The following is a 24,232-nucleotide window of genomic DNA, read 5'->3' on the forward strand; positions in this document are numbered from 1 at the left end:
AGATTCCTTCAGGCATTCAGGGAGTATCGCCTTGAATATTATTCTTTTATCCAACCGGCGATCCACTGCCGTGTCGATCGGTCCGCGTCAGTTGTGGCTGGCGCTGGCGGCATTGACGCTGCTGGCGGTGGCGCTGGGCGTGGGCATCGGCATGGCCTTGGGCGGCGGTGGTACTGCACCGCGCTTATGGCCGCTGATCAAGCCCTTGCGCCAGGCCGAGCTGGACACGCTGGCGATCAAGCTGGGCGAATTGCAGGCGCGGCTGATCCGGCTGGATGGGCTGGCGCAGCAGGTTGGCACCAAGGCCGGTATCGAGGTCAAACCGTATCTGACCACTCAACCCGCCCCACCACGCGGCGGGCCGGATACGCGGGATCGGCCATTGTCGGCAGCCGAATTGCTGGATCAGGTTAACGCCGCCAATGATCGCGCCAATGGTTATATCGGGCAGTTCAGCCTGGCCGAATCGATGTTGCTGCGGCCCACCAACACGGCCTTGCCCACGCTGGCGCCGTTAACGGCAGGGCTGCAGTCTTCCAGCTTTGGCTGGCGCATTGATCCGTTCAATGGGCACCAGGCGTTTCATGAAGGGTTGGACTTTGCGGTGCCCTCGGGCACACCCATCCGCGCGGCCGGGGCGGGCACGGTGGTGTATGCAGGCTTTCATCCTCAGTATGGTAATATGGCCGAGATTGACCACGGCAATAATCTGACCAGTCGCTACGCCCACAGCAGCAAGTTGCTGGTGAAGGTGGGAGACCATGTTCAGGCCGGTCAGATCATTGCGGATGTAGGCAGTACGGGGCGTTCCACCGGGCCGCATCTGCATTTTGAAATCAGGTATAAAGGCGTGGCGCAGAACCCGCTGCGTTTTCTGGCGCAGAACACCATCGACACGGCTTCTAATCAAGGTCCGAACGATTAAGTAAAGTAATTCTGCCGCACAGTGCTGGAAACCGTGCATTTTGTCCGCATCTGTCGTTTCAGCGTGTATCGCGGCACAGGTTCCATGCATACTGCGCAAAGTTTTGACACGGCGGCGAGGGAAACCTGCCGCCGTTGTCTTAGAGCCGTCGACCAGCAACAAGGGGCCCCTGCCGGCCCCGGCAGGTCACGGTATACAGATCAGGAATACTGAGAAAAATTGAGGTCGCCGCAAGGCGCACTAGCCGGTAACAGGAAATGATCTCCAATCTGCTCAAGAAAGTTTTTGGTAGTCGCAACGATCGTCTGCTCAAGCAATATGGCGCGATCGTGTCCCGCATCAACGCGCTTGAACCGCAAACGCAAGCCCTCAGCGACGATGGCCTGCGCGCCAAGACCGCCGAGTTCCGCGAGCGGATTGCCAAGGGCGAAAGCCTGGACGATCTGTTGCCCGAAGCCTTTGCCGTTTGCCGCGAAGGCGCCAAGCGCTCGCTGGGCATGCGCCATTTTGATGTGCAGCTGGTCGGCGGTATTACGCTGCATCAGGGCAAGATTTCGGAGATGCGCACCGGTGAAGGTAAAACCCTGGTGGCAACGCTGCCGGCTTACCTGAATGCGCTGTCCGGCAACGGCGTGCACGTGCTCACGGTCAACGACTATCTGGTGCAGCGCGACGCCGCCACCATGGGCAAGCTGTACAACTTTCTGGGCCTGACCTGCGGCGTGAACATTGCCCAGATGGCGCACGACGAAAAGCAACAAGCCTACGCCTGCGACATTACCTACGGCACCAACAACGAATTCGGCTTTGACTATCTGCGCGACAACATGGTGTACACCGCCGACGAGCGCGTGCAACGCCCGTTGAACTACGCCATCGTCGATGAAGTGGATTCGATCCTGATCGATGAAGCGCGCACCCCGCTGATCATTTCCGGCCCCGCTGAAGACAGCACCGAAATGTATATGGCGATGAACACGGTGCCGCCGCAACTGGTGCGCCAGCAAACCGAAGAAGGCGAGGGCGACTATTGGGTCGACGAGAAAGCCAATTCGGTGCTGCTGTCTGAAGCCGGCCACGAAAAAGTCGAGCAGATCCTCACGCAAATGGGCCTGCTGCCGGAAGGCGACAGCCTGTACGCCGCGCAGCACATCAGCCTGGTGCACCATCTGTACGCCGCCTTGCGCGCGCATTCGCTGTTCCATAAAGACCAGCATTACGTGGTGCTGGATGGCGAAGTGGTCATCGTCGATGAATTTACCGGCCGCCTGATGTCGGGCCGTCGCTGGTCCGAAGGTCTGCACCAGGCCGTCGAAGCCAAGGAAGGCGTCGAGATCAACCAGGAAAACCAGACCCTGGCCACGATCACGCTGCAAAACTACTTCCGCATGTACAACAAGCTGTCCGGCATGACCGGTACGGCCGATACCGAAGCCTACGAATTCCAGCAAATCTACGGTCTGGAAACCGTCATCATCCCGACCAACCGGCCGATGGTGCGTCAGGACCGGCAGGATCAGGTCTTCAAGACCGCCAATGAAAAATACAACGCCATCATCACCGATATCAAAGGTTGCGTAGAGCGCGGCCAGCCGGTGCTGGTGGGTACCACCTCGATTGAACAATCGGAATTGCTGAGCGGCTTGCTCAAGCAAGCCAACATTGCGCACAACGTGCTGAACGCCAAGCAACATGCGCGTGAAGCCGAAATCGTGACGCAAGCCGGTGCCAGTTCGCAGGTGACCATCGCCACCAACATGGCCGGTCGCGGTACCGATATCGTGCTGGGCGGCAGTATCGAACGCAACGTGCGCGATATCGAAGAAGACGAAAGCCTGGACGATGCCGCCAAAGCGGCGAAGATCGCCACGCTGAAGGCCGAATGGCAAGTGCTGCATGACAAGGTGCTGGCCGCAGGCGGTCTGCACATCATCGGCACCGAGCGCCACGAATCGCGCCGGATTGATAACCAGCTGCGCGGCCGTTCGGGCCGTCAGGGCGATCCGGGCTCCAGCCGTTTCTATCTCTGCCTGGAAGACCCGTTGCTGCGCATCTTTGCCGGTGATCGCGTCGCGTTTGTGATGGACAAGCTCAAGATGCCGGAAGGCGAGCCGATCGAAGCCGGCATCGTCAGCCGCGCCATCGAATCCGCGCAGCGCAAGGTGGAAGGTCGCAACTTCGATATCCGCAAGCAATTGCTGGAATACGATGATGTGTCCAATGAACAGCGCAAAGCCATCTACCAGCAACGCAATGAATTGCTGGAATCGGCCGATACCTCGCAAACCATCGCCGCCATGCGCGATGGCTTCTTCGAAGACCTGTTCCTGCAATATGTGCCGGCGCAGTCGATGGAAGAACAGTGGGATCTGCCGGGTCTGGAAAAAGCGCTGGAAGAATTTGGCGTGCATGCCCCGGTTACGCAATGGATGGCTGACGACAAAACGCTGTCGGACGAGCAACTGCAAGAGCGCGTGATTGCGGCAGGCGCAGAAACCTATGAAGCCAAGGTGGCCGAAGCGGGCGCCGATACGTTCCGTCAATTTGAACGTGCCGTGCTGCTGCAGCATATGGACCAACACTGGCGCGAGCATCTGTCGGCGCTGGACCATCTGCGCCAGGGTATTCATCTGCGCGGTTATGCGCAAAAGAACCCGAAGCAGGAATACAAGCGCGAAGCCTTCGAGCTGTTCTCGGATCTGCTCAACCGCATCAAGCGCGATGTGGTGCAGATTGTGATGAGCGTAAAGGTACGCAGCCAGGCCGATGTGGAAGCCGTACAGCCGCAAGCCGTGCCGGATATGCAGTTCCATCACAACGATCTGGCCGCGGTGCTGGCGTCGGGCGATGAAGAACGCATTAAAGAAGCGCTGATGTCGGCTGCTTCGGCGCAACCGGCGCTGGGCAACAACGGCGGCGGGCATTCGGCTGCGGATATCGCGCGGCAGTTTCCTGGCGTGGCGCGTAACGACCTGTGCCCGTGCGGCTCGGGCAAGAAGTTCAAGCACTGCCACGGCCAGATCAGCTAAGCGATCTTTGCTTTCAGTAATACAAAAAAAGGACAACCGCGGTTGTCCTTTTTTGCGCCCATAGGGTGGGTCTGGACCCACCTTTCAAAGTGGCATAACAAAGCGCTGAGGCCTCGCGGAAAGCGCGGGTTGGCCAATCATGACACACCCCACGCATTGCCAGATCAGAGACCGGCAGAAGGGGTTTATGCCGGCGCAAGCTCAAACAGTTGCGCCACCGCATGCTGATACCACGGCGACGGGTACGCCTGGTTCTCGTTGTACGCCGCCAGTGTCAGCTTGATATCGTGGTCGTCTTCGCTGGCGATGGCGCAGGCAAACAATGCTGGCCAGTCCGGCAGTGCATCGGCCGCGCGCGGTAGAAGATGGGGTACCGGCGGGGCGCCGATGCTGGCCCATGTCACGCAAAACGCGGTCCAGATGGCGGGCATCAGCGCGCGCCCTAATGGCGCGGGCAGATGGTCCAGCACCGTGCGCAGCGCGTTGACGCCAGTGACCAGATGCAGCGCAGTAAAATTGCGCGTGCTGGCGTACAGCGCAATGGCCGCGTGCGCCAGATCTTGCAGCAGTGTGTTATGGGCGGGCGGTGCGGTCAGCACGCGTACAAAGTTTGCATCGGCCACCACGCCGCGCAAGCGCCGGATGATCATGCGTTCCGGCAATTCCAGATGGCTAAGGGCCGGGGCCATATACGCCAGCTGCTCGGCCACGCTACCCGGTTGCGCGGCCACAGCCGGGCTCAATTCAATCGGCAGATAGCTGCTCACATAGGAAGCCAGCCCGGCCGCGATTTCGCCGCAGTGGCCCACATCCAGGCCATGCGCCAGCCGGATCAGCGCATGAAACGCCGCAGTGGCCGGGGCAAACGGCACGCCGGTAAACACTTCGCTCATCACCGCCGCCGCGCCTTCCCGCGCAATGCGCTGTTCAAAATACAGGCTCAACGCCAGAAACTGCCCGGTCTGCGCCAGGCAATCCACCCAGTGGGCGGGCATGCTGGTCGCGGCCGGGATGGTGGCGGCGCGCTCGGCACGGTGCTGCTGATCAAACGCAAGCAAGCGCGTTTCATCGGCACCCAGGCGGTACAGCGCGCTCAGGGCCATGGGCAAATGATTGCTGAAACCGCCTACGGACGCGATGCCGCGATTGGCATCAAGCAGCGCAAACAAAGTAGATGTGGACGTCATGGCAGATCTCCGCATTTGATGTGGGGCCACTTTACAAGTTAAAGTTAACTTTAATGCAAGTGGCATATCAAACCGGTAGTCGCCGCGGCAAGGAGAAAATAACGATGCAAGCTGGCGGGCTGATCAGTATCAGCGAACTGGCCAAACGCGCAGGCGTCGCCGCCAGCGCGCTACGCTTTTATGAAGCTCAGGGATTGATCTGCAGCGTGCGCACGGCTAGTGGCCAGCGCCAGTTTGTGCGCGACACCTTGCGCCGCGTGGCATTTATCCGCGTTGCGCAAAGCGTGGGTTTAAGTCTGCAAGAAATCACCGAAGCGCTGGCGACGTTGCCCGCGCAACGCACGCCGACGCGCGCCGAATGGGACGAGCTGGCGCAGCACTGGCAAAGCCGTTTGCAGGCGCGCATTGATACGCTCACCGCATTACGCGATCGGCTGGGGGCATGTATCGGCTGCGGTTGCCTGTCGATGCAGCATTGCCATCTGTACAACCCCAACGACATTGCCGCCGCACAAGGCAACGGCCCACGCTATTTAATCGGCGCCGCCAGCGAGCGGTCAAAATCCGCGCTGGGGGATAACCCGCATGGTTGCACCCCACCTGCGGGCGCAGAATGCGCGAAGCCTGACCAAAAATATTAGCGGATCATAATGTGCCTGCAGCACAGGCCCGCACACGCTTTAACCGGGTATAAACGCACGGTTTTTGCCGACCAGGGGTGGTCCTGGTTTTAATGTCGCCGCTGATCAGGCCTACTAACGGCATGCGCACCACCAATAGCGCACCCTGATACCTGAACCGGGAGAACGCCATGTACCGTCAACTCAACAAATCCAGCGCTCAGCACAGCAAGCAAACCGAGCTGGTGATCACCGTGACTTTGTGGATGCCGCTGGCCATCGCCGCGGTGTGGTACATCGAAACGCAAACCGGCTTGCTCAGCAGCCTGTTGCGCGCGGTTCTCTAAACCGTTCAGCACTTCGCTTGCAGTGGGGGCGGTGCCGGTCTGTCAATGACCGCATCGCGCACATCGCCGCAAACGATATCCGCATTCAAATTCCAACGCCTATCCGCGTATTTGCCGGATGGGCGTTTGCATTTGTGGCGGCGTTTAATGCGCCAATGGCTTAGTGCATTGAATCGCGAAAGTGGTCCAGCTCGGCATCGATATCCGGGTCATACAGGTCAGCAAACGCGTCGTCTTCCAGGATGATGCGGCTCAGTTCTTCCATTTGCAGCGGTTGACGTTGCGATTGGCTGGGGATGCTGTTTTGCGGGGTATTCATGATGTTGGGCTCCTCGTTGAAACTGGAGCCAATGTACCTGTGGCAGCCCCGCCGCCCGCATCGGTGTGGCGACGTAATCCTGCGTCAGACAAAGCAGCATGCGCATGTGCATAGCTGGCCTGGAACACGGCCAGACAAGCCGCCCGCCGGCCCGTCAGATTCGGGCCGCAGGGCTTGGGCCATCAGGCGTTTTCGCGCGCAATGCGGCACAGCGCGGCAAAGCAGTCCGGGTCCAGCGCGCTGCCCACGGAGCGCTGCATGATAGTCAGCGTCTCTTCAATCGGCGTCGCGCCGCGGTAGGGCCGGTCGGCGCTGATGGCGTCAAAGATATCGGCGGTGGTGATAATGCGGGTTTCCAGGCTGATCTCGGCCGCGCTCAGGCGATTGGGGTAGCCGGTGCCATCCAGCCGCTCGTGATGCGCGCCTGCCATCGCGGCCAGCTCATGAAACGCACCGATGCGCGACAGGATTTCCTCGGTAAAGCGCGCATGTTGCTGCACCGCCTGCCATTCGTGGTCTTCCAGCTTGCCCGGTTTATCCAGAATTGAATTGCTCACGCCCAGCTTGCCCACATCGTGCAGCAAGGCGGCGCGGCGCAACCAGCGCCGGCGGCTCTCCGACACGCCCAGCGCGGCCGCGATCGCATCGGTATACAGGCCCACGCGTTGGCTGTGGCCCGAAGTAAACGGGCTTTTGGAATCGACAATCTCGCCAAAGGCCTCGGCGATATCGTCCAGATAATCTTCATCCAGGCACACGGCAAATTGCGCCGGTTCCAGCTTCAGTACGCTTTCTTCGATATGGGGCGATTCCAGTTCAAACCAGAAGGCCGGATCGCGTGCCACTTCTTCAAAGGCCGCGCACAGTCGGGGATCAAACCACTTGCCTTTGCGCCGCCGCACTTCGCGCAAGGCGGCTTTAACGCCGTGGCTCAGGTGATAAACATCAATCACCTGCGCCAGCAGCGCAATGCGCGCGCCCAGCGGAATCGCTTCGCCCGCCAGGTTGTCCGGGCGACCACCGCCATCCCAATGTTCGTCCAGGCTGCGAATGCCGCCAGCAATGTTCTCGTTAAAGCGCAACTTGCGCGCAATGCTGGCGCCGCGATCGCAACGCGTAGCAATCAGCTCTTGCGCCATATCGCCGCCGTGCTTCATCACATTCATGATCGCGCCCAGCCGCTCGCTCCAGCGCGCGTTTTTGCCGGTGTGGGCAAATACAAAGCCGAGGATTTCCGGCAGGCCGGTGCCTGCGGTTTTAAAGTCGCGTTTAAAGCCGAGGTCGTCGGTCAGATACAGCTCGCAAATGCGCGCTGCATTGCTGCTGCAGCCCAGGTCTTTCAGCAGCAGCGTGTAATACAAATCCCATTGTTCGCGCTCGGGCAACCCCAGTTGCCGTGCAATCGACAAGCCGATCCAGCACACCCGAATGCAATGGCCCGCAGGCTGGCCTTCGGTGATGTCGAGCGCGTAGCTTAACGACGCCATCAGCTCGGAGAGCTTCATCTGGCCCACTTCAGGCGCAAAAGACGTGGTGACGAAGGCATTCATGGGCGTGTACTCGCAAGGCGGGGTCGGCTGCAGGGCTGCGCTGATCGCAGCGGCGTCTTTTTCTTACGCCATGACTATCGCATATTTTGCAAAGTACCGCGCCCTCGGAGCGCTACGGGGCTGATCTGTATGCCAATTTTAAGAAAGAATGCGCCGGCCCTCGGGAGAGAGGCGGCGCAAAAATGAGGAGACAACATTTCGAACAAAGAAAGACGACTCTCTGCGCATAGGGTGGGTCTAGACCCACCCTTCAAAGCCCTATGCGAGCAGCTGTGAACCTGGCGCGCCACTTGTTGAGGGCCACGGTGCGCGCCCGCAGTCCCGCTTTATAAAACTTCCCTACACCTCATTCTTTTCCGGCTTCAAAAACCATCCGCGCTTCGGTGAGCATGTGGCGGTGGCCATCAATCAGCAGCGGCAGTGGTTGTCGCCAGCCTTCCACGTCCACGTGGTACTGCGCGCCGTGGCGTTGCACGCTGACGGTGGTGACCACCTTGCCGCCCAGATCGCGCAGCGTGGCCGTGGCGCTGGCGCCGTCGTCCAGTGCGTACACATGCAGTTCCACCTCGCGCGCATAGTCGTAATCGGGGCGTTGGTCTTGCGTGCCGATGGCCAGCAACGTGTTGGGCCGCACGTACAGCGGCAGGCTCATAAAGCCATGCTGTTGCCGCAGCCAGCGGCCGCCTTGCACTGCCTCGCCGGTAAACAGATGAGTCCATTTGCCCGGCGGCAAATAGAACTCCACATCGCCTTCGGCATTGAACACCGGCGCCACCAGCAGATGGCCCCCCAGCAAATACTGGCGGTCCAGATAATCGCAGGCACGGTCGTCCGGAAACTCCAACATCATCGCGCGCAGCGTCGGCGTGCCGTATTCGACCGCCTGGACCGAGGCGTCAAACAGATACGGCATCAGCCGGCTTTTCCACTCGGTAAAGTGGCGCACCACCGCCACGGCCTCGTCATCAAACAACCACGGCACGCGATACGATTTGCTGCCATGCAGCCGGCTATGGCTCGACAGCAAACCAAACGCGCTCCAGCGCTTGTACACATCAGCCGGGGCCGTGTTTTCAAAGCCGCTGATGTCATGGCTCCAGAAGCCAAAGCCGCTCAGGCTCAGCGACAAACCGCCGCGCAAAGTCTCGGCCATCGATTCGTACGTCGCGCTGCAATCGCCACCCCAATGCACCGGCAATTGCTGGCTACCGGCCGTGCCGGAGCGGGCAAACAACACGGCTTCGTCCGCGCCGCGTTTTTCCACCAGCACGTCAAACACCACCTTGTTGTACAGATAGCTGTAGTAGTTGTGCATCTTCTGCGGGTCCGAACCGTCGTGATACACCACGTCCGTGGGGATGCGTTCGCCAAAGTCGGTCTTGAAGCAATCCACGCCCATATCCAGCAAACGGCGCAGATGCCCGGCGTACCACTCGCAAGCATCCGGATTGGTAAAGTCGACGATGCCCTGGCCCGGTTGCCAGCGGTTCCATTGCCACACAGCGCCATCGGGCTTCTGCAGCAGATAGCCTTTGGCCTTGCCCTCAGCAAACAGCGGCGATGGTTGCGCGATATACGGATTGATCCACACGCAGATCTTCAGCCCGCGCGCCTTCAGCCGCGCCAGCATGCCCGCGGGGTCGGGGAAGGTTTCGCGGTTCCATTCAAAATCGCACCAGTGGAAAGCCTTCATCCAGAAGCAATCAAAATGGAATACATGCAGCGGAATCTGCCGCTCGGCCATGCCATCGATAAAATGATTCACCGTGGCTTCGTCGTAATCCGTGGTAAACGACGTGGTTAGCCACAGCCCGAACGACCACGCTGGCGGTAGCGCCGGGCGGCCGGTCAATCGGGTATAGCGGTCCAGCACTTGCTTCGGGGTGGGGCCGTCGATCACAAAATATTCCAGCGCCTGGCCCGCCACGCTGAACTGCACTTTGGTGACCTTTTCGCTGCCCACTTCGTACGACACGTTTTCGGGGTGATTTACAAACACGCCGTAGCCGCGATTGGTCAGATAGAACGGGATGTTTTTGTACGCTTGCTCGGTACTGGTGCCGCCATCGCGGTTCCAGCTTTCCACCACCTGGCCGTTTTTAACGAAGGCGGTAAAGCGCTCGCCCAAGCCGTAGACGTTTTCCCCCACGCCCAGGTCCAGGCGCTCAAACATAAAGGGTGCGCCGCCTTGCGTGGTGTCGATGACCTGGCCGCAACCGCGAAAACCGCTGCCGGTAATGCGTTTGCCGTTACGCAAAAAGTCGATGCCCCAGTCGCCGGTCTTGGCGATGCGCACGGTCAGATCGCCGCTGGTTAAGGTAGCGACATCGGCCGTGTTGCTGGTGCTGATCTGTGGCGCGCAGTGGTTTAGCGCAAAGTGCGGGCCCACGTCGCGTGTGCCTTCAAAGTGGCTGATGCGCACGCCGATCACGCCTTCCTGCGGCGAAAAAAAGCGTAGCGTAATCAGCCCGGTATCCAGCTGACCGGCACGGCTGGCCACATCGCGCGGTGCGGCATAGACCAGCAAGCCTTGCTCGGTGACGTCCACGCTGTGGATTTGCACCGCGTACATGACATTCAGGCCGTCTTTGATCAGCCAGTTGCCGTCACTGATTTTCATGGTCGATTCCAGAGAAAAGTATTGGTCAAGGCGGTCGGAAACGTTTCCGACCGCAGCCGGATTGATCGTGCAAAAAGGCCGCCGCGAAGTTACAGCGCCAGTTCCGTCGTCTTGTCGAACACATGGATTTGCTGGGGCGCGATATACAACTTGAGCACATCGCCCATCGCCGCCGTCACCGTGCCCGGATGCGCCACCAACAAGGGTTGCGGCGCGCCGTCCACATTGAGCGCAATAAACGTCATCGAGCCGGTGCTTTCCACGCTATCCACCACGCCTTGCACGCTCTGGCCTTCGCCTTGCAGCCGCAGATGTTCGGGCCGCAGGCCGATCCACACCGGCTGGCCTGGCGGCAGCGCGCGGCCCAGTTCCACTTGCTGGCGCGCCGCGCCGCCAAACAGCACGCATTGCGCATCGGGGCCCACCACGCCTTCGATAAAATTCATCGCGGGCGAACCAATAAAACCCGCCACAAACTTGTTGGCCGGTTTCTCGTACAAAGCCAGCGGCGCGCCTTGTTGCTCTACCTGGCCCGCGCGCAGCACCACCACATGGTCGGCCATGGTCATGGCTTCGATCTGGTCATGCGTCACGTAGACCGAGGTGGCATGCAGACGGTGGTGCAATTTGCGGATCTCGGCGCGCATATGCACGCGCAATGCTGCGTCGAGGTTGGACAGCGGCTCATCAAACAAAAACACTTTGGGATTGCGCACGATGGCGCGCCCCATCGCCACCCGCTGGCGCTGGCCGCCGGATAACTGCCGCGGCATGCGTTCCAGCAAATGGCCCAGGCCCAGGGTTTCGGCCACCCCGGCAATGCTTTGCCTGATCGCCTCGGGCGCGCTGCGCTTTAGCCGCAATGAATACGACATGTTCTTTTCGATATTCATATGCGGATACAGCGCATAGCTCTGGAACACCATGGCCACATCGCGTTTGCGCGGCGGCATGTCGTTAACGATCTGGCCATCAATGCGCAGCGTGCCGCCGGTGATTTTTTCCAGCCCGGCAATCGTGCGCAGCAAGGTGGATTTGCCGCAGCCCGACGGCCCGATCAAGGCCACGAAGCGGCCTTCCGGCACCGAGATATTGATGTCCTTCAGCACCTGCACTGGCCCGTAGGCCTTGCTCAGGTTTTCGATCTGGATGCGATGCGTCGCCTGGTCCACGAACTTCTCCTCACCGGTTTACTTGAGTGCGCCTGCGGTCAAACCGGCGACGATCTTGCGTTGTAACAACATGAAGGCAATCAGGATCGGCGTCACAAAGATGGCCGAGTAGGTCATGATCCCGATCCAGTCGGTTTTGGTGGCGCCGACAAAGGCCGACAAGCCGACCGTGGCGGTCTGGTACTGGTCGTCCAGAATCAGCGAGCGGGCATATACGTATTCGCCAAACGACTGCAGAAACACCAGGATGGCCGACACCAGAATGCCATTCACCGCCAGCGGCAGAATCACGCCAAAGAACGCGCGCATGGGCGATGCGCCATCTACCAGCGCGGCATCGCGCAGTTCGCGCGGCACCTGCACAAAGCTGGCGCGACACAGCACGATATAAAACGGCAGCGTTTTGGTGATCTGCGCAATCACCACGGCAAAGCGCGGCGTTTCCAGCAAGCCCAAGCCTTTAAACGCGGTAAAGATCGGCGTCACCATCAGGCTGGACGGCAGTGCCTGCAGTACCAGCACGGCAAAGATGGCGGCGCTGGTCCAGCGGTTCTGCACTTGCGCCAGCGCATAGGCCGCGCCCGTGCCCACCAGCAAGGTCACGCCGGTGGTGCCGCAGGCAATCAGCAGCGAATTCCACAAAAAGCGCGCCATATTGCGTTCTTCAAACACCTGGCGCAGATGCGATTCGGCCTGCTGTGGCCAGAACGTGGGCGGAAACTGGAACATCTCGGCCGCGCTTTTAAACACGGTGATATACATCCAGTACAGCGGAAACAGGTAAACGGCGGTGACGATCAGCGCAATCACCATCAGTACATAGCGCTTCATGCTCACACCATCCGTTCATTGCGCGTACTGCGCACGTAGATCACCGCCACAATCAGCACCAGCACCATCATCAGCGTGGCCACGGCGGAGCCGGCCGACACTTCAAACGTTTGCAGCGACAACTGCCACGACCAGTACTGCGCCACTTGCGACGAATTGGCCGGGCCGCCTTGCGTTAGCGCCGCCAGCAAATCGAACTGTTGCATGGTCATGATGGCGCCCAGCGACACCACCGCGCCCAGCGTGGATTTCATCATCGGCAGCGTAATGCCCCAGAAGCGTTGCCAGGCGTTGGCGCCATCGAGCTCGGCGGCTTCATACAAATCGGCCGGGATGGCGGCCAGGCCCACCGACAGCAGCAACATATTAAAAGGCACGCCCAACCACACGTTGGCGATGATCACCGCGTACAGCGACCATTGCGGATCGGACAGCCAGAAAATCTTGCTATGCAGAATGCCCATCTGCGTCAGCACATGGTTCAGCACGCCGTAGTCGCCGGCAAACAGCAGTTTCCAGATCACGCCCACCACCAGCCCCGGCATGATCCAGCCCGCCAGAAACAGTCCGCGCATAAAGGTGGCCAGCGGAAAGTCCTGCAGAAACAGCATTGCCAGCAAAAACCCGATCACCACCTGAAACAGCAGCGACAAGCCGACAAACTGCAGCGTGTTGCTCAGCACCTGGCCCGCTTCGGGGCGGCTGAACACATCGCGATAATTGGCCAGCCCGGCAAACGGCCGCAGCAGCGTGGCAGGCTCCATCAAGTCGACTTGCTGAAAGCTGAGCACGATGTTGTACAGCAGCGGCAGGCCGGCAAAGAGCAGCAAATACAGCAGGGCAAAGCCCGCCAGCGTGATTTCAAATCCGTTTTCGCGCGGAAAACGGCTGAGCAGCTTGTTCATTGCATCGTTCCAGAGGCAGAGGCGGGCGTCGGGGGATGACGCCCGCGGCCAGGTTAATGCTTGGTGGCTTCGACGGTTTTATACGCCTGATCCATGGCTTTTTTAGGATCAGCCTGGTGCGTCAGTACCGATTGCACGGCGGTCGAAATGGCCTTGGACACTTTCGGCCATTGCGGATTGGGGCCGCGCGGGCGCGCATATTGCATTTGCTCGTTAAACGTCTTGTACGCCTGCGGCCATTTCGGATCTTTGGTCACCGTGTCTTTGCTGGGCGGCAACATGCCGAACTCGTTCCAGTTACGGTTGCGCTGCGAATACATATATTCGAGGAAAGCAAACGCGGCTTGCGGGTTTTTGGCGCTGCGCAGCACGGCATGGCTTTGTTCGCCCAAGGCCGAGGCGCGCGTGCCACCGGCTTTTTCTGGCGGCAGCAAAGCCACGCGCCATTTAAACTTCGCGCCTTTTTCCACCGCCATCAGTTCCCAAGGGCCGTTGATATCCATGGCGGCATTACTGTTGATAAAAGTGGCGGCGGCTTCGGACTGACGATGGCTCAGCGTATCGGGCGAGGCCAGTTTTTCATCCAGCAGCTTTTGCCAGAATGCGGCGGCGCGCGCGGCGCCCGGATCATTCAGCTTGTCCCAATCCGCGCCGGTCGCCTGAATAAACGGCAGAAACTGGAACACGCCTTCTTCATCGCCCACCGCCGAAAACGCCAGGCCGTACACATTTTTCTGTGCATTGGTCAGCTTTTTGGCGTCGGCATACAACTCGTCCCAGCTTTGCGGCGGCTTGTCGGGGTCGAGGCCGGCAGCCTTGAACATGTCTTCGTTGTAATACAGCGCCAGCGTGTTGGCGCCGCGCGGGATGGCGTACACCTTGCCGTTCCAGCTGGCGTTTTTCAGCGGGCCCGGATAAATCTGTTTGACGTCGATGACTTTGGATTTGGCCAGATACGGGGTCAGGTCCAGCAGCGCATTCTTGGCGGCGAACATCGCGGTATTCGGGTTATCGATCGGGATCACGTCCGGGCCATTGCCCGACATCACTGCGCGCATCGCTTCGTCGTTGAGCGACGAGAAACCCACCTTGCGCACTTGCAACTGGATATCCGGGTGCAGCTTGGCAAATTCGCGCGCCATTTTTTCGGTGTAGTTGTCGGGCTCATCCACGGCCCAGACCGACAGCGTGGCGGCCAGGCTGGCGGCGGAACTCAATGCCAGCGTCAAGGTGGCGCACAGCGCCGAAATCCTGATGTTCATAAACCCTTCTCCCTTCCTGTGACGTCGCAGCGTGCTCGCAGATTAGCCGCTGGCGCATGGACCAGGCCGGGCGGACTGCGTGCCCGGCGTCGCGTATCAGTTACGGTGTTTTGTAGCCACCTGGAAAACGTTACGGAAACGTTTCCGGTTTGGTGCGCAAATTCTTGTCGCCGCACTCAAAAGTGTCAAGCGTTCGCTGCAAAATCGAAATGCCGCGTGTTAGAAAGCTTAAAGCGTGGGACGTTAAAGCGAGGTAAGGCGGGCACGGCGTGATCAGGCAAAACCGCATGTCAGCGCGGCGCGCCCAGATCACTTTCGCGCTCGCGCAGCGTTAACGGCCACAGGGTCTGGCGCGGCGTTTTGCCATACAGCCCGGCAAAATCCGGAATCTGCATCAGCAAGGCCTTGGCCAGATGCTGGCCCAGCGCATAGGCGTCGACGGTAAAACCGCTTAACCGTGGCGACAGATATTCCGGCACATCGCTACTGAGCACGCCACCCGAAATCGCCAGATCACGCCCCGGCAGCCGGCCCAGCTCGTGCAATTTGCGATACGCGCCCACGGCCATGGCATCGCTCTGAAACATGATGGCGGTGGGCGGATTGGGCTGCGCCAGCAAGGCTTCGGTAATCAGATAGCCACCGCGCTCGCTCAACTCGTTAATCTGCACATCCTCTTCACGCGGGACCAGGCCATGGCTTTGCATGGCCGCACGCCAGGCGTTGGTATACACATGCGCCTGCATCGCATCATTGCCCGGTACGCCGATGGCGATATGGCGATGGCCTTGCGCCACCAGCCGCGCCACGGCCGCAACGGCGGCGGCTTCAAAATCCAGATCCACCCAGGGCTGGTCAGCGCACGATTCGCAGCGGCCCAAGGACACCAGCGGAAACCCGCGCGCCGCCACGTAATCCAGGCGTTCATCCTGGCGCCGCGTGCCCGCCAGAATTACGCCATCCACATGCCGCCGCTCCACAATGCGGCGCAAACGCGCAAATTCTTCTTCGTACGATTTGCTGCCGTACATGACCAGATCCATGCCATGCAAAGCCAGCACCGATTGCAGGCCATCGGCCAGCGTCATAAACACGCCCAGCGTGTAGTTTTCTTCTTCACGCCGCGCCGGCAACATCAGGCCGATCACATCCAGCCGCCCTTTGCGCAAGCTGGCGGCGGCCTTGTTGGGGGCATAACCCTGTGCCAACGCGGCTTCGCGCACGCGTTCGCGGGTTTTGGCGCTGACTTCGTCGCTGTCGCTTAACGCACGTGACACCGTGGAAACCGACAACTGCAAATCTTTGGCGAGCTTGCGTATGCCCATGGGTGGCTATTTGTATCTGGCAAAAAAGATGACGCGAGCGTAGCGGGTTGCCCACAGCTGGACAAGCTACGACTCGCGTCTTTGTTTTGCCGGCAATGCGGCGCGTGGCGTTTAGAAGCCTTCCAGCACGATTTTGCCGCGCGCTTTATGCGATTCCAGCAGGGCGTGCGCCTTCTTCAGATTGGCTGCATTGATGGTGCCAAAGTGGTCGGCCAGCGTGGTGCGCACGGTGCCGGCATCCACCAGATCGGCCACCGCATTCAGCAACTGATGCTGTTTGATCTGGTCCGGCGTGTTGAACATCGACCGCGTGTACATGAATTCCCAATGCAAAGACACGCTCTTGCGCTTGAGCTTGCGCCAGTCAAACAGCTGCGGGTCGTCAATCAAGGCCAGCTTGCCTTGCGGGGCGATGGCTTCGACGATCTGCTCAAAATGATCATCGGTGTGGGTCAGGCTGGCGATGTAATCCACTTGCGCAATGCCGATGCGCTTCAGTTCGGCCGCCAGCGGTTGGGTATGGTCGATCACATGATGCGCGCCCAGTTGGCGCACCCAGTCTTGGGTTTCCGGGCGCGAGGCCGTGCCGATGACAGTCAGGCCAGTCAGTTGCCGCGCCAGTTGCGTCATGATCGAACCCACGCCACCGGCCGCGCCGATAATCAACAGCGTTTTGCCGGCGGGCTGGTTGCTGTCGATCACTTGCAGGCGGTCAAACAGCAGTTCCCACGCGGTGATGCTGGTTAACGGCAAGGCGGCGGCCTGGGCAAAATCCAGCGATTTGGGCTTGTGGCCGACGATGCGCTCATCCACGATCTGCAGTTCGCTATTGCTGCCGGCACGCGTCAACGCGCCCGCGTAGAACACTTCATCGCCCGGCTTGAACAGGGTAACGGCCGCGCCCACCGCTTGCACCACGCCGGCGGCATCCCAGCCGATGACTTTGGCCTGGCCCGCATCAGGCGCCACATTGGCACGGATTTTGGTGTCGACCGGGTTTACCGAGACGGCTTTCACCTCAACCAGCACATCGTGCTCGCCCGGGGTGGGGTCGGGCAGGGTGATGTCTTGCAGCGATTCGGCCTGGTCCAGCGGCAGGTTTTTGTAATACGCGACGGCTTTCATAGGAGTACTCCGGTTAGTCGGGATTTGAGGTTGCTATTAGCTTAGGCCAGATCATCCGCCCATCCATTGCGCAGAAAAAGCCGCTAAGCGCTAACTCACTTTCAAATATTTATTGAAGATCGCCGCGCCGCCCGGCCTGTGCGGGGCCACGCCGGGGCCGATGCGCTGAGGTATCATCCGGCGTCGCCTGTTTACCTTGCCCCCTTTATGTCTTTGACTCTTCCGCCCGCGCCCGCCGGGGCGATCCGTTATGCCGAACTGGAAAGCCTGCGCGGCATTGCGGCGCTGTTGGTGGTGCTGTTTCATATTCCGGCGTGGAACAGCCAGTTGCATGAACTGGCCATCATCCGCAATGGCGCATTGATGGTGCAGTTGTTTTTTGTGCTGTCCGGTTTTGTGATTTACACGGCGTATGGGCAAAAACTTAACGATTTAAACGCCGTTTTAAAGTTTCAGTTTCTGCGACTGGGGCGTTTATATCCGGTGCATCTGTTTATGCTCGGCGCGTTTACGCTGATGGAATTCGCCAAATATCCGCTGGCGCAGCTGGGATATAACCTGGGCGATCCCTTTGCCTTTAATACCTGGCATGCGTTTTTTCAGCAGTTATTGCTGTGGCAATGCATCGGCCCCGATAACAGCGGCTTTACCTTTAATGGCCCGGCCTGGTCGATCAGCGTCGAGTTTTATACCTATCTGATTTTTGCGCTGGTGGTGTGGCTGGCCCCGCGCGGCAAGCTATGGCTAAGCGCTGTACTGGCCGTGGGCGCAATGGCGGCGATGGTATTTGGCTGGCTGCATGGTTATATCAATCTGATCTGGTGTATTGCCGGTTTCTTTCTGGGCTGCCTGGTGTCGGCGCTGGTGCAGGCGCGCCGCTTTACGCTACCGGCCATCACCCCGTGGCTGGCCTTTGCCGCGCTTTTGGCGTTTTTGCAGTTCAACCATCAGGTGCGCAACGATGTGGCGATCTTTCCGCTGTCGGCGTTGTTAATCCTCGGCATTGTCTGTGGCCAGCCGGGCGCATTTCAGCGCATTTTGCGTTGGCGCCCGCTGCAATGGCTCGGTGAATTGTCATATGCCATCTATATGATTCACGCCTTTATCCTCGATTTTTTTCTCCGCGGCCTGTTCTTTGGCCTCAATGATCGCGTTAGCGACGTGGACAATTTGCCCCATCTGGATATGGCCGAGGCATTGCTGGTCTACGCTGCATTTATCGGGATCACGTTATTGGCGGCGCAAGGCTTGCATCGCTATATCGAAAACCCGTGGCGCGAACGCAGTCGCCGTTTTGCCCAGGGCCGCGCGCTGGGGCTGACGTGGCTGGCGCTGTTGGCGCTATTTGGCATCGTGCAGTTTCTGAACCGATAAGAAACACCCAGGAGTGGCCGGTTTGGAGGCGCTGCGCGCCGCGTAGTACATTGACATTCCGGGCATACACCCCGTTTTTTGTGGCAGGACATGGCATGGCGCGTCAATCCAGCGCATTGATTTATCTGTTTGGCGCCGATCGGGCTGCATTAGCGCTCACGGGGCAACAACTGGCGGTGTTCGGCTTTGAAGTACAAAGCTTTGACCGCGTTGCCGAACTGCTGGCCGCCATGCACAGCGCATCCCCGTTTGCGGTGCTGGTCGATACCGTCGGCGCGGACGTGATCGCGCAACTGGAAACCCAGATTCCGCTGATCAAACGGCTGGCGCATGGCCCGATTTTTATGGCGATTTCAGGCGAGCCGGTGTCGCGCCAGATTGCCCTGATGCGCCTGGGCGTCACCGATTTCGTCAATCGCCCGCTGGATATCCAGAAACTGGTGGCGCGGCTGGACCAGCAACTGGATCAGAGCGCGCCCGAGCCGTATCGCGTGCTGGTGGTGGATGATTCCGACGCCATGCTGAAATGGCTGGAGCTGACGCTGGGCCGCGCCGGCATGCAGGTGCATAAAACGCACGATCCGCTGGACGTGCTGTTGCTGCTGGAACGCCACAAGCCCGAAATCGTGATTCTCGACGTGTATATGCCCGAGTACGAAGGCGACGAAATGGCGCGCATCATTCGCCAGCAGCCGCGCTTTGACGGCGTACCCATCGTGTTTTTGTCGACCGAGACCAATCGCCCGCGCCAGTTGATGGCGCGCTCGATGGGCGGTGATGATTTTCTGGTCAAGAACATGCCACCAGAAGAACTGGTGGCCGTGGTCAGCATGACGTGCGAGCGCTATCGCCGCCTGCGCCAGTGGATGACGCGCGACAGCCTGACGCTGCTGCTGAACCACACCACGCTGATCGAATCGCTGGAAACTGCCGTGCCGCGCGCCGTGCGCGAGCAGGATGTGCTGTCGTTTGTGATGATCGATATCGATCACTTCAAGAACATCAACGACCAGTACGGCCATATGGCGGGCGACCACGTCATCCAGAGCCTGGCGCGCTTGCTGCGCCTGGGCTTGCCGCCCGGCGCGCTGGTGGGCCGTTATGGGGGCGAAGAGTTCGCCATCGTGCTGCCCGGCGTGGCGCCCTTGCATGCCGCGCATTTGATCGATGCGCTGCGCCAGCGCTTTGCCGCCTTCCCGCAAGGCGCAGAAAAAGTCGCCACCTTTTACGCCAGCTTTAGCGCGGGCGTGGCGCCGTTGCAGCCGGGGCAGAGCGCGCAACAACTGGTGGAAGCGGCTGACCTGGCCTTGTATGACGCCAAAGCGCGTGGGCGCAACCAGGTGTTGTTGTATTCGGCCACCGGGTCCCCGTCGGGCGCGCAGGGCAAATAACGCTGCGACGGGGCTGGCCACACCATCCAGCTACCGCAAACACCCTACAGGCACGGCGTTCTTCCCAGGCATCGTCTACAGTGCGTAGCAGCGTTACGCACACTACGACATTCTGCTGAAGACCCATGACAACCAAACATACGATCGCCGTCCTTGATGACGACGCTGAAGTCCGGGCCTGGTTAAGCCATCTGCTGCAAGACGCCGGCTTCGCGCCGCGCCCGGCCGCCGACAGCGCGCAATTGCGCCAGATTATTGCGCTGCACGACCCGGCGCTAATCATTCTGGATTTGCGCCTGCGCGGCGAAGACGGCCTGACCATTGCGCGCGAACTGCGCCAGCAATCCAGCGTGCCCATCATCATGATCAGCGGGCAGGGCGATGAAACCGATCGCGTGCTGGGGCTGGAACTGGCGGCCGATGATTTTCTGACCAAGCCGTTCTCCAGCCGCGAAATGCTGGCGCGCGTGCGGGCGCTGCTCCGCCGCAGCACCGAACTCTCCACCCCCAAAACCGCCAGCGACGGCCATGCGCCCCGGTTGCGCTTTGGCGACTGGGTGCTCGACCTGGGCCAACGCATGCTGGCCAGCGTTAGCGGCGAAGAATGCCTGCTGACGCGCGGTGAATTTGCGCTGCTGGCGGCCATGGCGCAACAGCCGCTGCGCGTGTGGTCGCGCGACCAGCTGCTGGAACACACGCGCGGCCTGGATATCGATGTGTACGATCGCACCATCGACGTGCTGATCCTGCGCTTGCGCCGCAAGATCGAAACCAACCCACGCCAGCCCGCGCTGATCCGCACCGAGCGCGGCGCGGGTTATCTGTTTGCTTCGCCGGTGGTGCGGCTGTAGCGCCATGGCCCGCCCCCTTTTGCGCGGACCGCGGCGCGCAACCTTGCTGCAGCGGCTGGGCCAGCTGGGCGCCACCAGCATTCGCACACGGCTGATCACCGCATTTTTGTTGTTGTTTGGCATTACCCTGGCGGTGGCGGTGGTCGGCATTGCGGGCATGCGCGCCAACCAGCGCGCGCTGGACGAATACGAAGCCAATGTGGTGCCCGAAATCGCCCGCGTGCTGAAGCTGAGCGAGAAGGTCGCCCAGGTCGCCGCCGTCGCACCCAGCATGGCCGGCATCGATTCGCCCGAGCTGCTTCGGACCGATACCGAGGCGCTGCAAAACCTGTTGCGCGACATCCGCAATCTGCAGATCAGCCTGCCGCAAAAGGCCGAGGAACGCCTGGCCGCCTATGCCGAACTTGATGGCATCGACCACGACCTGACCAGCCTGATGGTGCAGGCGGGCGAGCAACGCCAGCTGCAAGCCATGCTGGCGCGCGAACGCGCTCGCGCCGATCTGGCCGGCGACGCCGTCTTGCGCCGCCACAACGACATCGCCCGCAACGCGCCCACCTTGCTGCAGTTATGGATCAGCACCGTGGCCGCCATCCAGGCCAGCGACGCCGCCACGCTGGGCCGCGCCGCCGCCGATAGCGAAGCGCTGTGGCAAACCGCCACCGCGCGTGGCGAAGATCTGCGCGAACCGGCGCTGGCCACCACGCTGCACAGTCTGGCCACCGGCCCCGATAACGTATTTGCCACGCGCCACGCCTGGCTGGTGGGCGAATTGCGCTCGATGTATCTGGTGCAATTGATCCGCGCGCATGCCGATCAACTGGACGCGCGCTCGGCCGGCTATGTGGAAGAACTGCGCCAGGTCGCGGAAAAACGCCATGCCCAGGTACGCCGCGTGGTGGCGTCCAGCGTGTCGGGACTGTTGCTGCTGGCGGTGGCGGGTGTGGTGCTGGCGCTGGTGGGCGTGGCCTATGTGGCGCGCGTGCTGAGCAAACTGCAGAAGATGACCCGGGTGCTGGCCCGGCTGGCGCACGGGGACACCGCGCAACCGATCCCCGCCGCCGAACACCGCGACGAAGTAGGCGAACTGGCGCGCGCCTTCGATATCTTCCGCGCCAATCTGCTGGATAAACAAAAACTGCTGGCCGGGCTGGATAGCCAGCAACGGCTGCTGGAAACGGTATTTCGTTCGATGAACGACGGCGTGTCCATCCACGATGGCGAGGGCCGGCTGGTGTGCTGGAATCCGATGTTCCAGGCGCAACTGGGCTTGCCCGACGGTCGCTTGCGCCAAGGCATGAGCCTGATCGAATTGCGCAAATGCCTGGCCGGGCCGGCGCACTGGCGCTCGGTGTCGCGCGCCACCGCCGCGCGCACCGATGGCGGCCGCACCCGCATCGCCAGCGCCGCCGAACTGCATTTTAACGATCAGCGCATTCTGGAATTCCACTGCCAGGGCATGCCCGACGGCGGCTGGGTGGCGGTCTGCCGCGATCTGACCGAACGCCGCGCGCTGGAAGCCGACCACGCGCAATCGCAAAAAATGGATGTGCTGGGCCAGCTCACCGGCGGCGTGGCGCATGATTTCAACAATTTTCTGATCACCATCCTCGGCAATCTGGAACTGCTGCAAACGCGGCTGGTGGACCAGCCCGAAGCCAACGCCATGGCCGAACTGGCGCAACGCGCCGCCCTGCGCGCATCCACCCTCACGCGCCGCTTGCTGGCGTTTGCGCGCCGCCAACCGTTGCAGGCCGAACGCGTGTCGATTCAGGACATGCTGGCCGAGATGCTTGATCTGGTCGAATACGCGGTCGGCCCGGAAATCAACGTGGTGCTGCCGCCCGAAGAGATGGATCTGTTTGTGCAAGTGGATCGCGGCCAACTGGAAAACGCCGTGCTGAACCTGGCGCTGAACAGCGCCGCCGCCATGCCCAACGGCGGCACGCTGTCGTTTACCGTGGCGCGCATCCCGCACCCGGCGCGCTTGCCCGGCGTGGACAATGCCGTGGTGCTGTCGGTGCGCGACACCGGCAGCGGCATCCCCGCCAACCTGCTGGACAAGGTGATGGAACCGTTCTTTACCACGCGCCCGCAAGGCGAGGGCAGCGGGCTGGGGCTGAGCAGCGTCTACGGTTTCGTCAAACAAAGCGGCGGCGACATGCAACTGCAAAGCACGGTCGGCGCAGGCACCAGCGTGGCGCTGTGGCTGCCGCAAGCCACCGACTGTGAAGACGCCCCCGCGCCCATGCCGCTGCTGCCTGCCGTGCGCATCAAACGCATGCTGGTGGTGGAAGACGACGCCGAAGTCCGCGACACCACGCTGGCCATGCTCAGCACCTTTGGCGTGAACGCCCACGGCGTGGGCAGCGCCAACGAAGCGCAACGCTGGCTGGCCGAACAAGGCCCGGTGGAGCTGGTGCTATCCGACATCTCACTGGGCCGCGGCGGCAACGGCATCGCACTCGCCGCCGCCATCGCGCAACGCTGGCCCGCCATCAAAGTGGCGCTGATGTCGGGCCTGCCGCTGGAATCCCACCGCAAACATCCGGCCTGGCAAGAAGGACAACCGTTTCTGGCCAAGCCGTTTATGGCGGGCGATCTGGGGGCGTTGTTGGGTGGGATGTGATTGGGGGTCAGGGACGCTGCGGTTTGTGATTCGGGCTGATCTGGCAATTTGTTGATCGCACCGGGCGAGTGGGCTTTTACGAGCGCGTAGGCTGCGGTTTCGAGGAGCTGTGCTCCCACCCTCCCATTCACCGCAAAAAGCCCGCATGCAGACCCTCTCTCTGACCAAAGCGCTCGCCAACCTGAACCGCATACTGGAAGACGTGTGCGCCCGACGCGAACCGGTGGCAATTACACGCGCGTCGGGACAGCACGTCGTGCTGATTTCGCTGGCGGAATTCGAGCGCATGCAGGAGACGTTGTATTTGCTGGGCTCGGCGAAGAATGCACAGCGGTTGATGGAGTCAGTCGCCCAGATCGAGAGCGACCGAACTAGCCGATTGGGCCGCTAACGCCCGGCCGATGAGGCATGTCGAACCCCAATTCTTGCATTCGGCTTTGGGTGGTGGGTCTCGACCCACCCTATGGAGCGTTCGTGGAGGGAATGGTGGCAAATTAGACGGCGGTGGCCATGCGAAATGGATGCGTTAAGCAGGCGGTGCCGACGTTCACCGTCACCCGTCGCCACCACGCCCACCCGATGTTGCGCAGCAACGAGGCAGCAATCCTGGCAAACAGCAGGCATTACCTGTCGAGGGAGGGAAAGGAGACCCGGTTTGGGGCTCCGTCCGACCGAAGTTCCGCGGAGCGGCAGCTGAGACATGGAAGTCCCAGACGGTCCGTTTCGGTTTTTGACCTGCGGGCCCCCTGGCGAGTGGCGGAGCCGCGAGT

At 60.9% G+C, this 24,232-nt stretch carries 19 protein-coding genes; 9 read left to right on the top strand and 10 right to left on the bottom strand.

Going from position 1 to position 24,232, the window contains the following annotated elements; translation table 11 throughout:
* Positions 1 to 31: 31 nt before the first annotated feature.
* Together WG78_RS17425 and secA are read left to right on the top strand one after the other, a co-directional pair.
* Positions 32 to 925 carry a M23 family metallopeptidase gene (locus WG78_RS17425; RefSeq protein ID WP_083459305.1) on the top strand — a complete coding sequence of 298 codons (894 nt, stop codon included), beginning with the start codon at positions 32 to 34 and terminating at the stop codon, positions 923 to 925.
* A 257-nt stretch (positions 926 to 1,182) separates the two neighbouring features.
* Positions 1,183 to 3,954, top strand: a complete 2,772-nt coding sequence (gene secA / locus WG78_RS17430; protein ID WP_053939119.1) for a preprotein translocase subunit SecA — start codon at positions 1,183 to 1,185, stop codon at positions 3,952 to 3,954.
* Between the two features lie 185 nt (positions 3,955 to 4,139).
* Here secA and WG78_RS17435 read toward each other — a convergent pair whose 3' ends face one another.
* Positions 4,140 to 5,141, bottom strand: coding sequence for a questin oxidase family protein (locus tag WG78_RS17435; protein ID WP_161805143.1), 1,002 nt, complete (start codon positions 5,139 to 5,141; stop codon positions 4,140 to 4,142).
* 104 nt (positions 5,142 to 5,245) lie between these two features.
* Here WG78_RS17435 and soxR point away from each other — a divergent pair, with 104 nt between their 5' ends.
* The gene (gene soxR / locus WG78_RS17440) at positions 5,246 to 5,782 is read left to right on the top strand and encodes a redox-sensitive transcriptional activator SoxR (RefSeq protein WP_053939137.1); all 537 of its coding nucleotides are present in this window, start codon (positions 5,246 to 5,248) and stop codon (positions 5,780 to 5,782) included.
* 170 nt (positions 5,783 to 5,952) lie between these two features.
* Complete coding sequence (locus WG78_RS22750; protein WP_161805144.1) at positions 5,953 to 6,108, top strand: hypothetical protein; 156 nt, start codon at positions 5,953 to 5,955, stop codon at positions 6,106 to 6,108.
* Positions 6,109 to 6,268: 160 nt separating this feature from the next.
* Here WG78_RS22750 and WG78_RS22755 read toward each other — a convergent pair whose 3' ends face one another.
* The 9 genes from WG78_RS22755 to WG78_RS17480 all read right to left on the bottom strand — a co-directional run bounded on the left by WG78_RS22755 (position 6,269) and on the right by WG78_RS17480 (position 17,217).
* Positions 6,269 to 6,427 carry a hypothetical protein gene (locus WG78_RS22755; protein ID WP_161805145.1) on the bottom strand — a complete coding sequence of 53 codons (159 nt, stop codon included), beginning with the start codon at positions 6,425 to 6,427 and terminating at the stop codon, positions 6,269 to 6,271.
* A 182-nt stretch (positions 6,428 to 6,609) separates the two neighbouring features.
* On the bottom strand, positions 6,610 to 7,977 hold the full coding sequence (locus WG78_RS17445; RefSeq protein ID WP_083459309.1) for an HD-GYP domain-containing protein: 1,368 nt from the start codon (positions 7,975 to 7,977) through the stop codon (positions 6,610 to 6,612).
* 346 nt (positions 7,978 to 8,323) lie between these two features.
* Positions 8,324 to 10,597 carry an alpha-xylosidase gene (gene yicI / locus WG78_RS17450; protein ID WP_053939121.1) on the bottom strand — a complete coding sequence of 758 codons (2,274 nt, stop codon included), beginning with the start codon at positions 10,595 to 10,597 and terminating at the stop codon, positions 8,324 to 8,326.
* A gap of 89 nt (positions 10,598 to 10,686) precedes the next feature.
* Positions 10,687 to 11,769, bottom strand: coding sequence for an ABC transporter ATP-binding protein (locus WG78_RS17455; RefSeq protein ID WP_053939122.1), 1,083 nt, complete (start codon positions 11,767 to 11,769; stop codon positions 10,687 to 10,689).
* Between the two features lie 18 nt (positions 11,770 to 11,787).
* Positions 11,788 to 12,600: a carbohydrate ABC transporter permease gene (locus WG78_RS17460; protein ID WP_053939123.1), complete on the bottom strand. Its 813-nt coding sequence runs from the start codon at positions 12,598 to 12,600 to the stop codon at positions 11,788 to 11,790.
* A 2-nt stretch (positions 12,601 to 12,602) separates the two neighbouring features.
* Entirely contained in the window at positions 12,603 to 13,505 is a 903-nt protein-coding gene (locus WG78_RS17465; RefSeq protein ID WP_053939124.1) for a carbohydrate ABC transporter permease, read from the bottom strand.
* Positions 13,506 to 13,558: 53 nt separating this feature from the next.
* Entirely contained in the window at positions 13,559 to 14,767 is a 1,209-nt protein-coding gene (locus tag WG78_RS17470; RefSeq protein ID WP_053939125.1) for an ABC transporter substrate-binding protein, read from the bottom strand.
* A gap of 290 nt (positions 14,768 to 15,057) precedes the next feature.
* On the bottom strand, positions 15,058 to 16,092 hold the full coding sequence (locus tag WG78_RS17475; protein ID WP_053939126.1) for a substrate-binding domain-containing protein: 1,035 nt from the start codon (positions 16,090 to 16,092) through the stop codon (positions 15,058 to 15,060).
* Between the two features lie 111 nt (positions 16,093 to 16,203).
* Positions 16,204 to 17,217: a zinc-binding alcohol dehydrogenase family protein gene (locus WG78_RS17480; protein WP_053939127.1), complete on the bottom strand. Its 1,014-nt coding sequence runs from the start codon at positions 17,215 to 17,217 to the stop codon at positions 16,204 to 16,206.
* Between the two features lie 207 nt (positions 17,218 to 17,424).
* Here WG78_RS17480 and WG78_RS17485 point away from each other — a divergent pair, with 207 nt between their 5' ends.
* The 5 genes from WG78_RS17485 (at position 17,425) to WG78_RS17505 (ending at position 23,853) form a co-directional block, all read left to right on the top strand.
* The gene (locus WG78_RS17485; RefSeq protein WP_053939128.1) at positions 17,425 to 18,591 is read left to right on the top strand and encodes an acyltransferase family protein; all 1,167 of its coding nucleotides are present in this window, start codon (positions 17,425 to 17,427) and stop codon (positions 18,589 to 18,591) included.
* Positions 18,592 to 18,686: 95 nt separating this feature from the next.
* Positions 18,687 to 19,982 (top strand): diguanylate cyclase, encoded by a 1,296-nt coding sequence (locus tag WG78_RS17490; protein ID WP_053939129.1) that lies wholly within the window; start codon positions 18,687 to 18,689, stop codon positions 19,980 to 19,982.
* A gap of 125 nt (positions 19,983 to 20,107) precedes the next feature.
* Complete coding sequence (locus WG78_RS17495; RefSeq protein ID WP_053939130.1) at positions 20,108 to 20,833, top strand: response regulator; 726 nt, start codon at positions 20,108 to 20,110, stop codon at positions 20,831 to 20,833.
* Between the two features lie 4 nt (positions 20,834 to 20,837).
* Positions 20,838 to 23,462 carry an ATP-binding protein gene (locus WG78_RS17500; RefSeq protein ID WP_083459311.1) on the top strand — a complete coding sequence of 875 codons (2,625 nt, stop codon included), beginning with the start codon at positions 20,838 to 20,840 and terminating at the stop codon, positions 23,460 to 23,462.
* 145 nt (positions 23,463 to 23,607) lie between these two features.
* Positions 23,608 to 23,853, top strand: a complete 246-nt coding sequence (locus WG78_RS17505; RefSeq protein WP_053939132.1) for a type II toxin-antitoxin system Phd/YefM family antitoxin — start codon at positions 23,608 to 23,610, stop codon at positions 23,851 to 23,853.
* The last annotated feature ends 379 nt before the right edge of the window (positions 23,854 to 24,232 follow it).

Source organism: Amantichitinum ursilacus (genome assembly GCF_001294205.1).
GTDB classification, from domain to species: domain Bacteria; phylum Pseudomonadota; class Gammaproteobacteria; order Burkholderiales; family Chitinibacteraceae; genus Amantichitinum; species Amantichitinum ursilacus.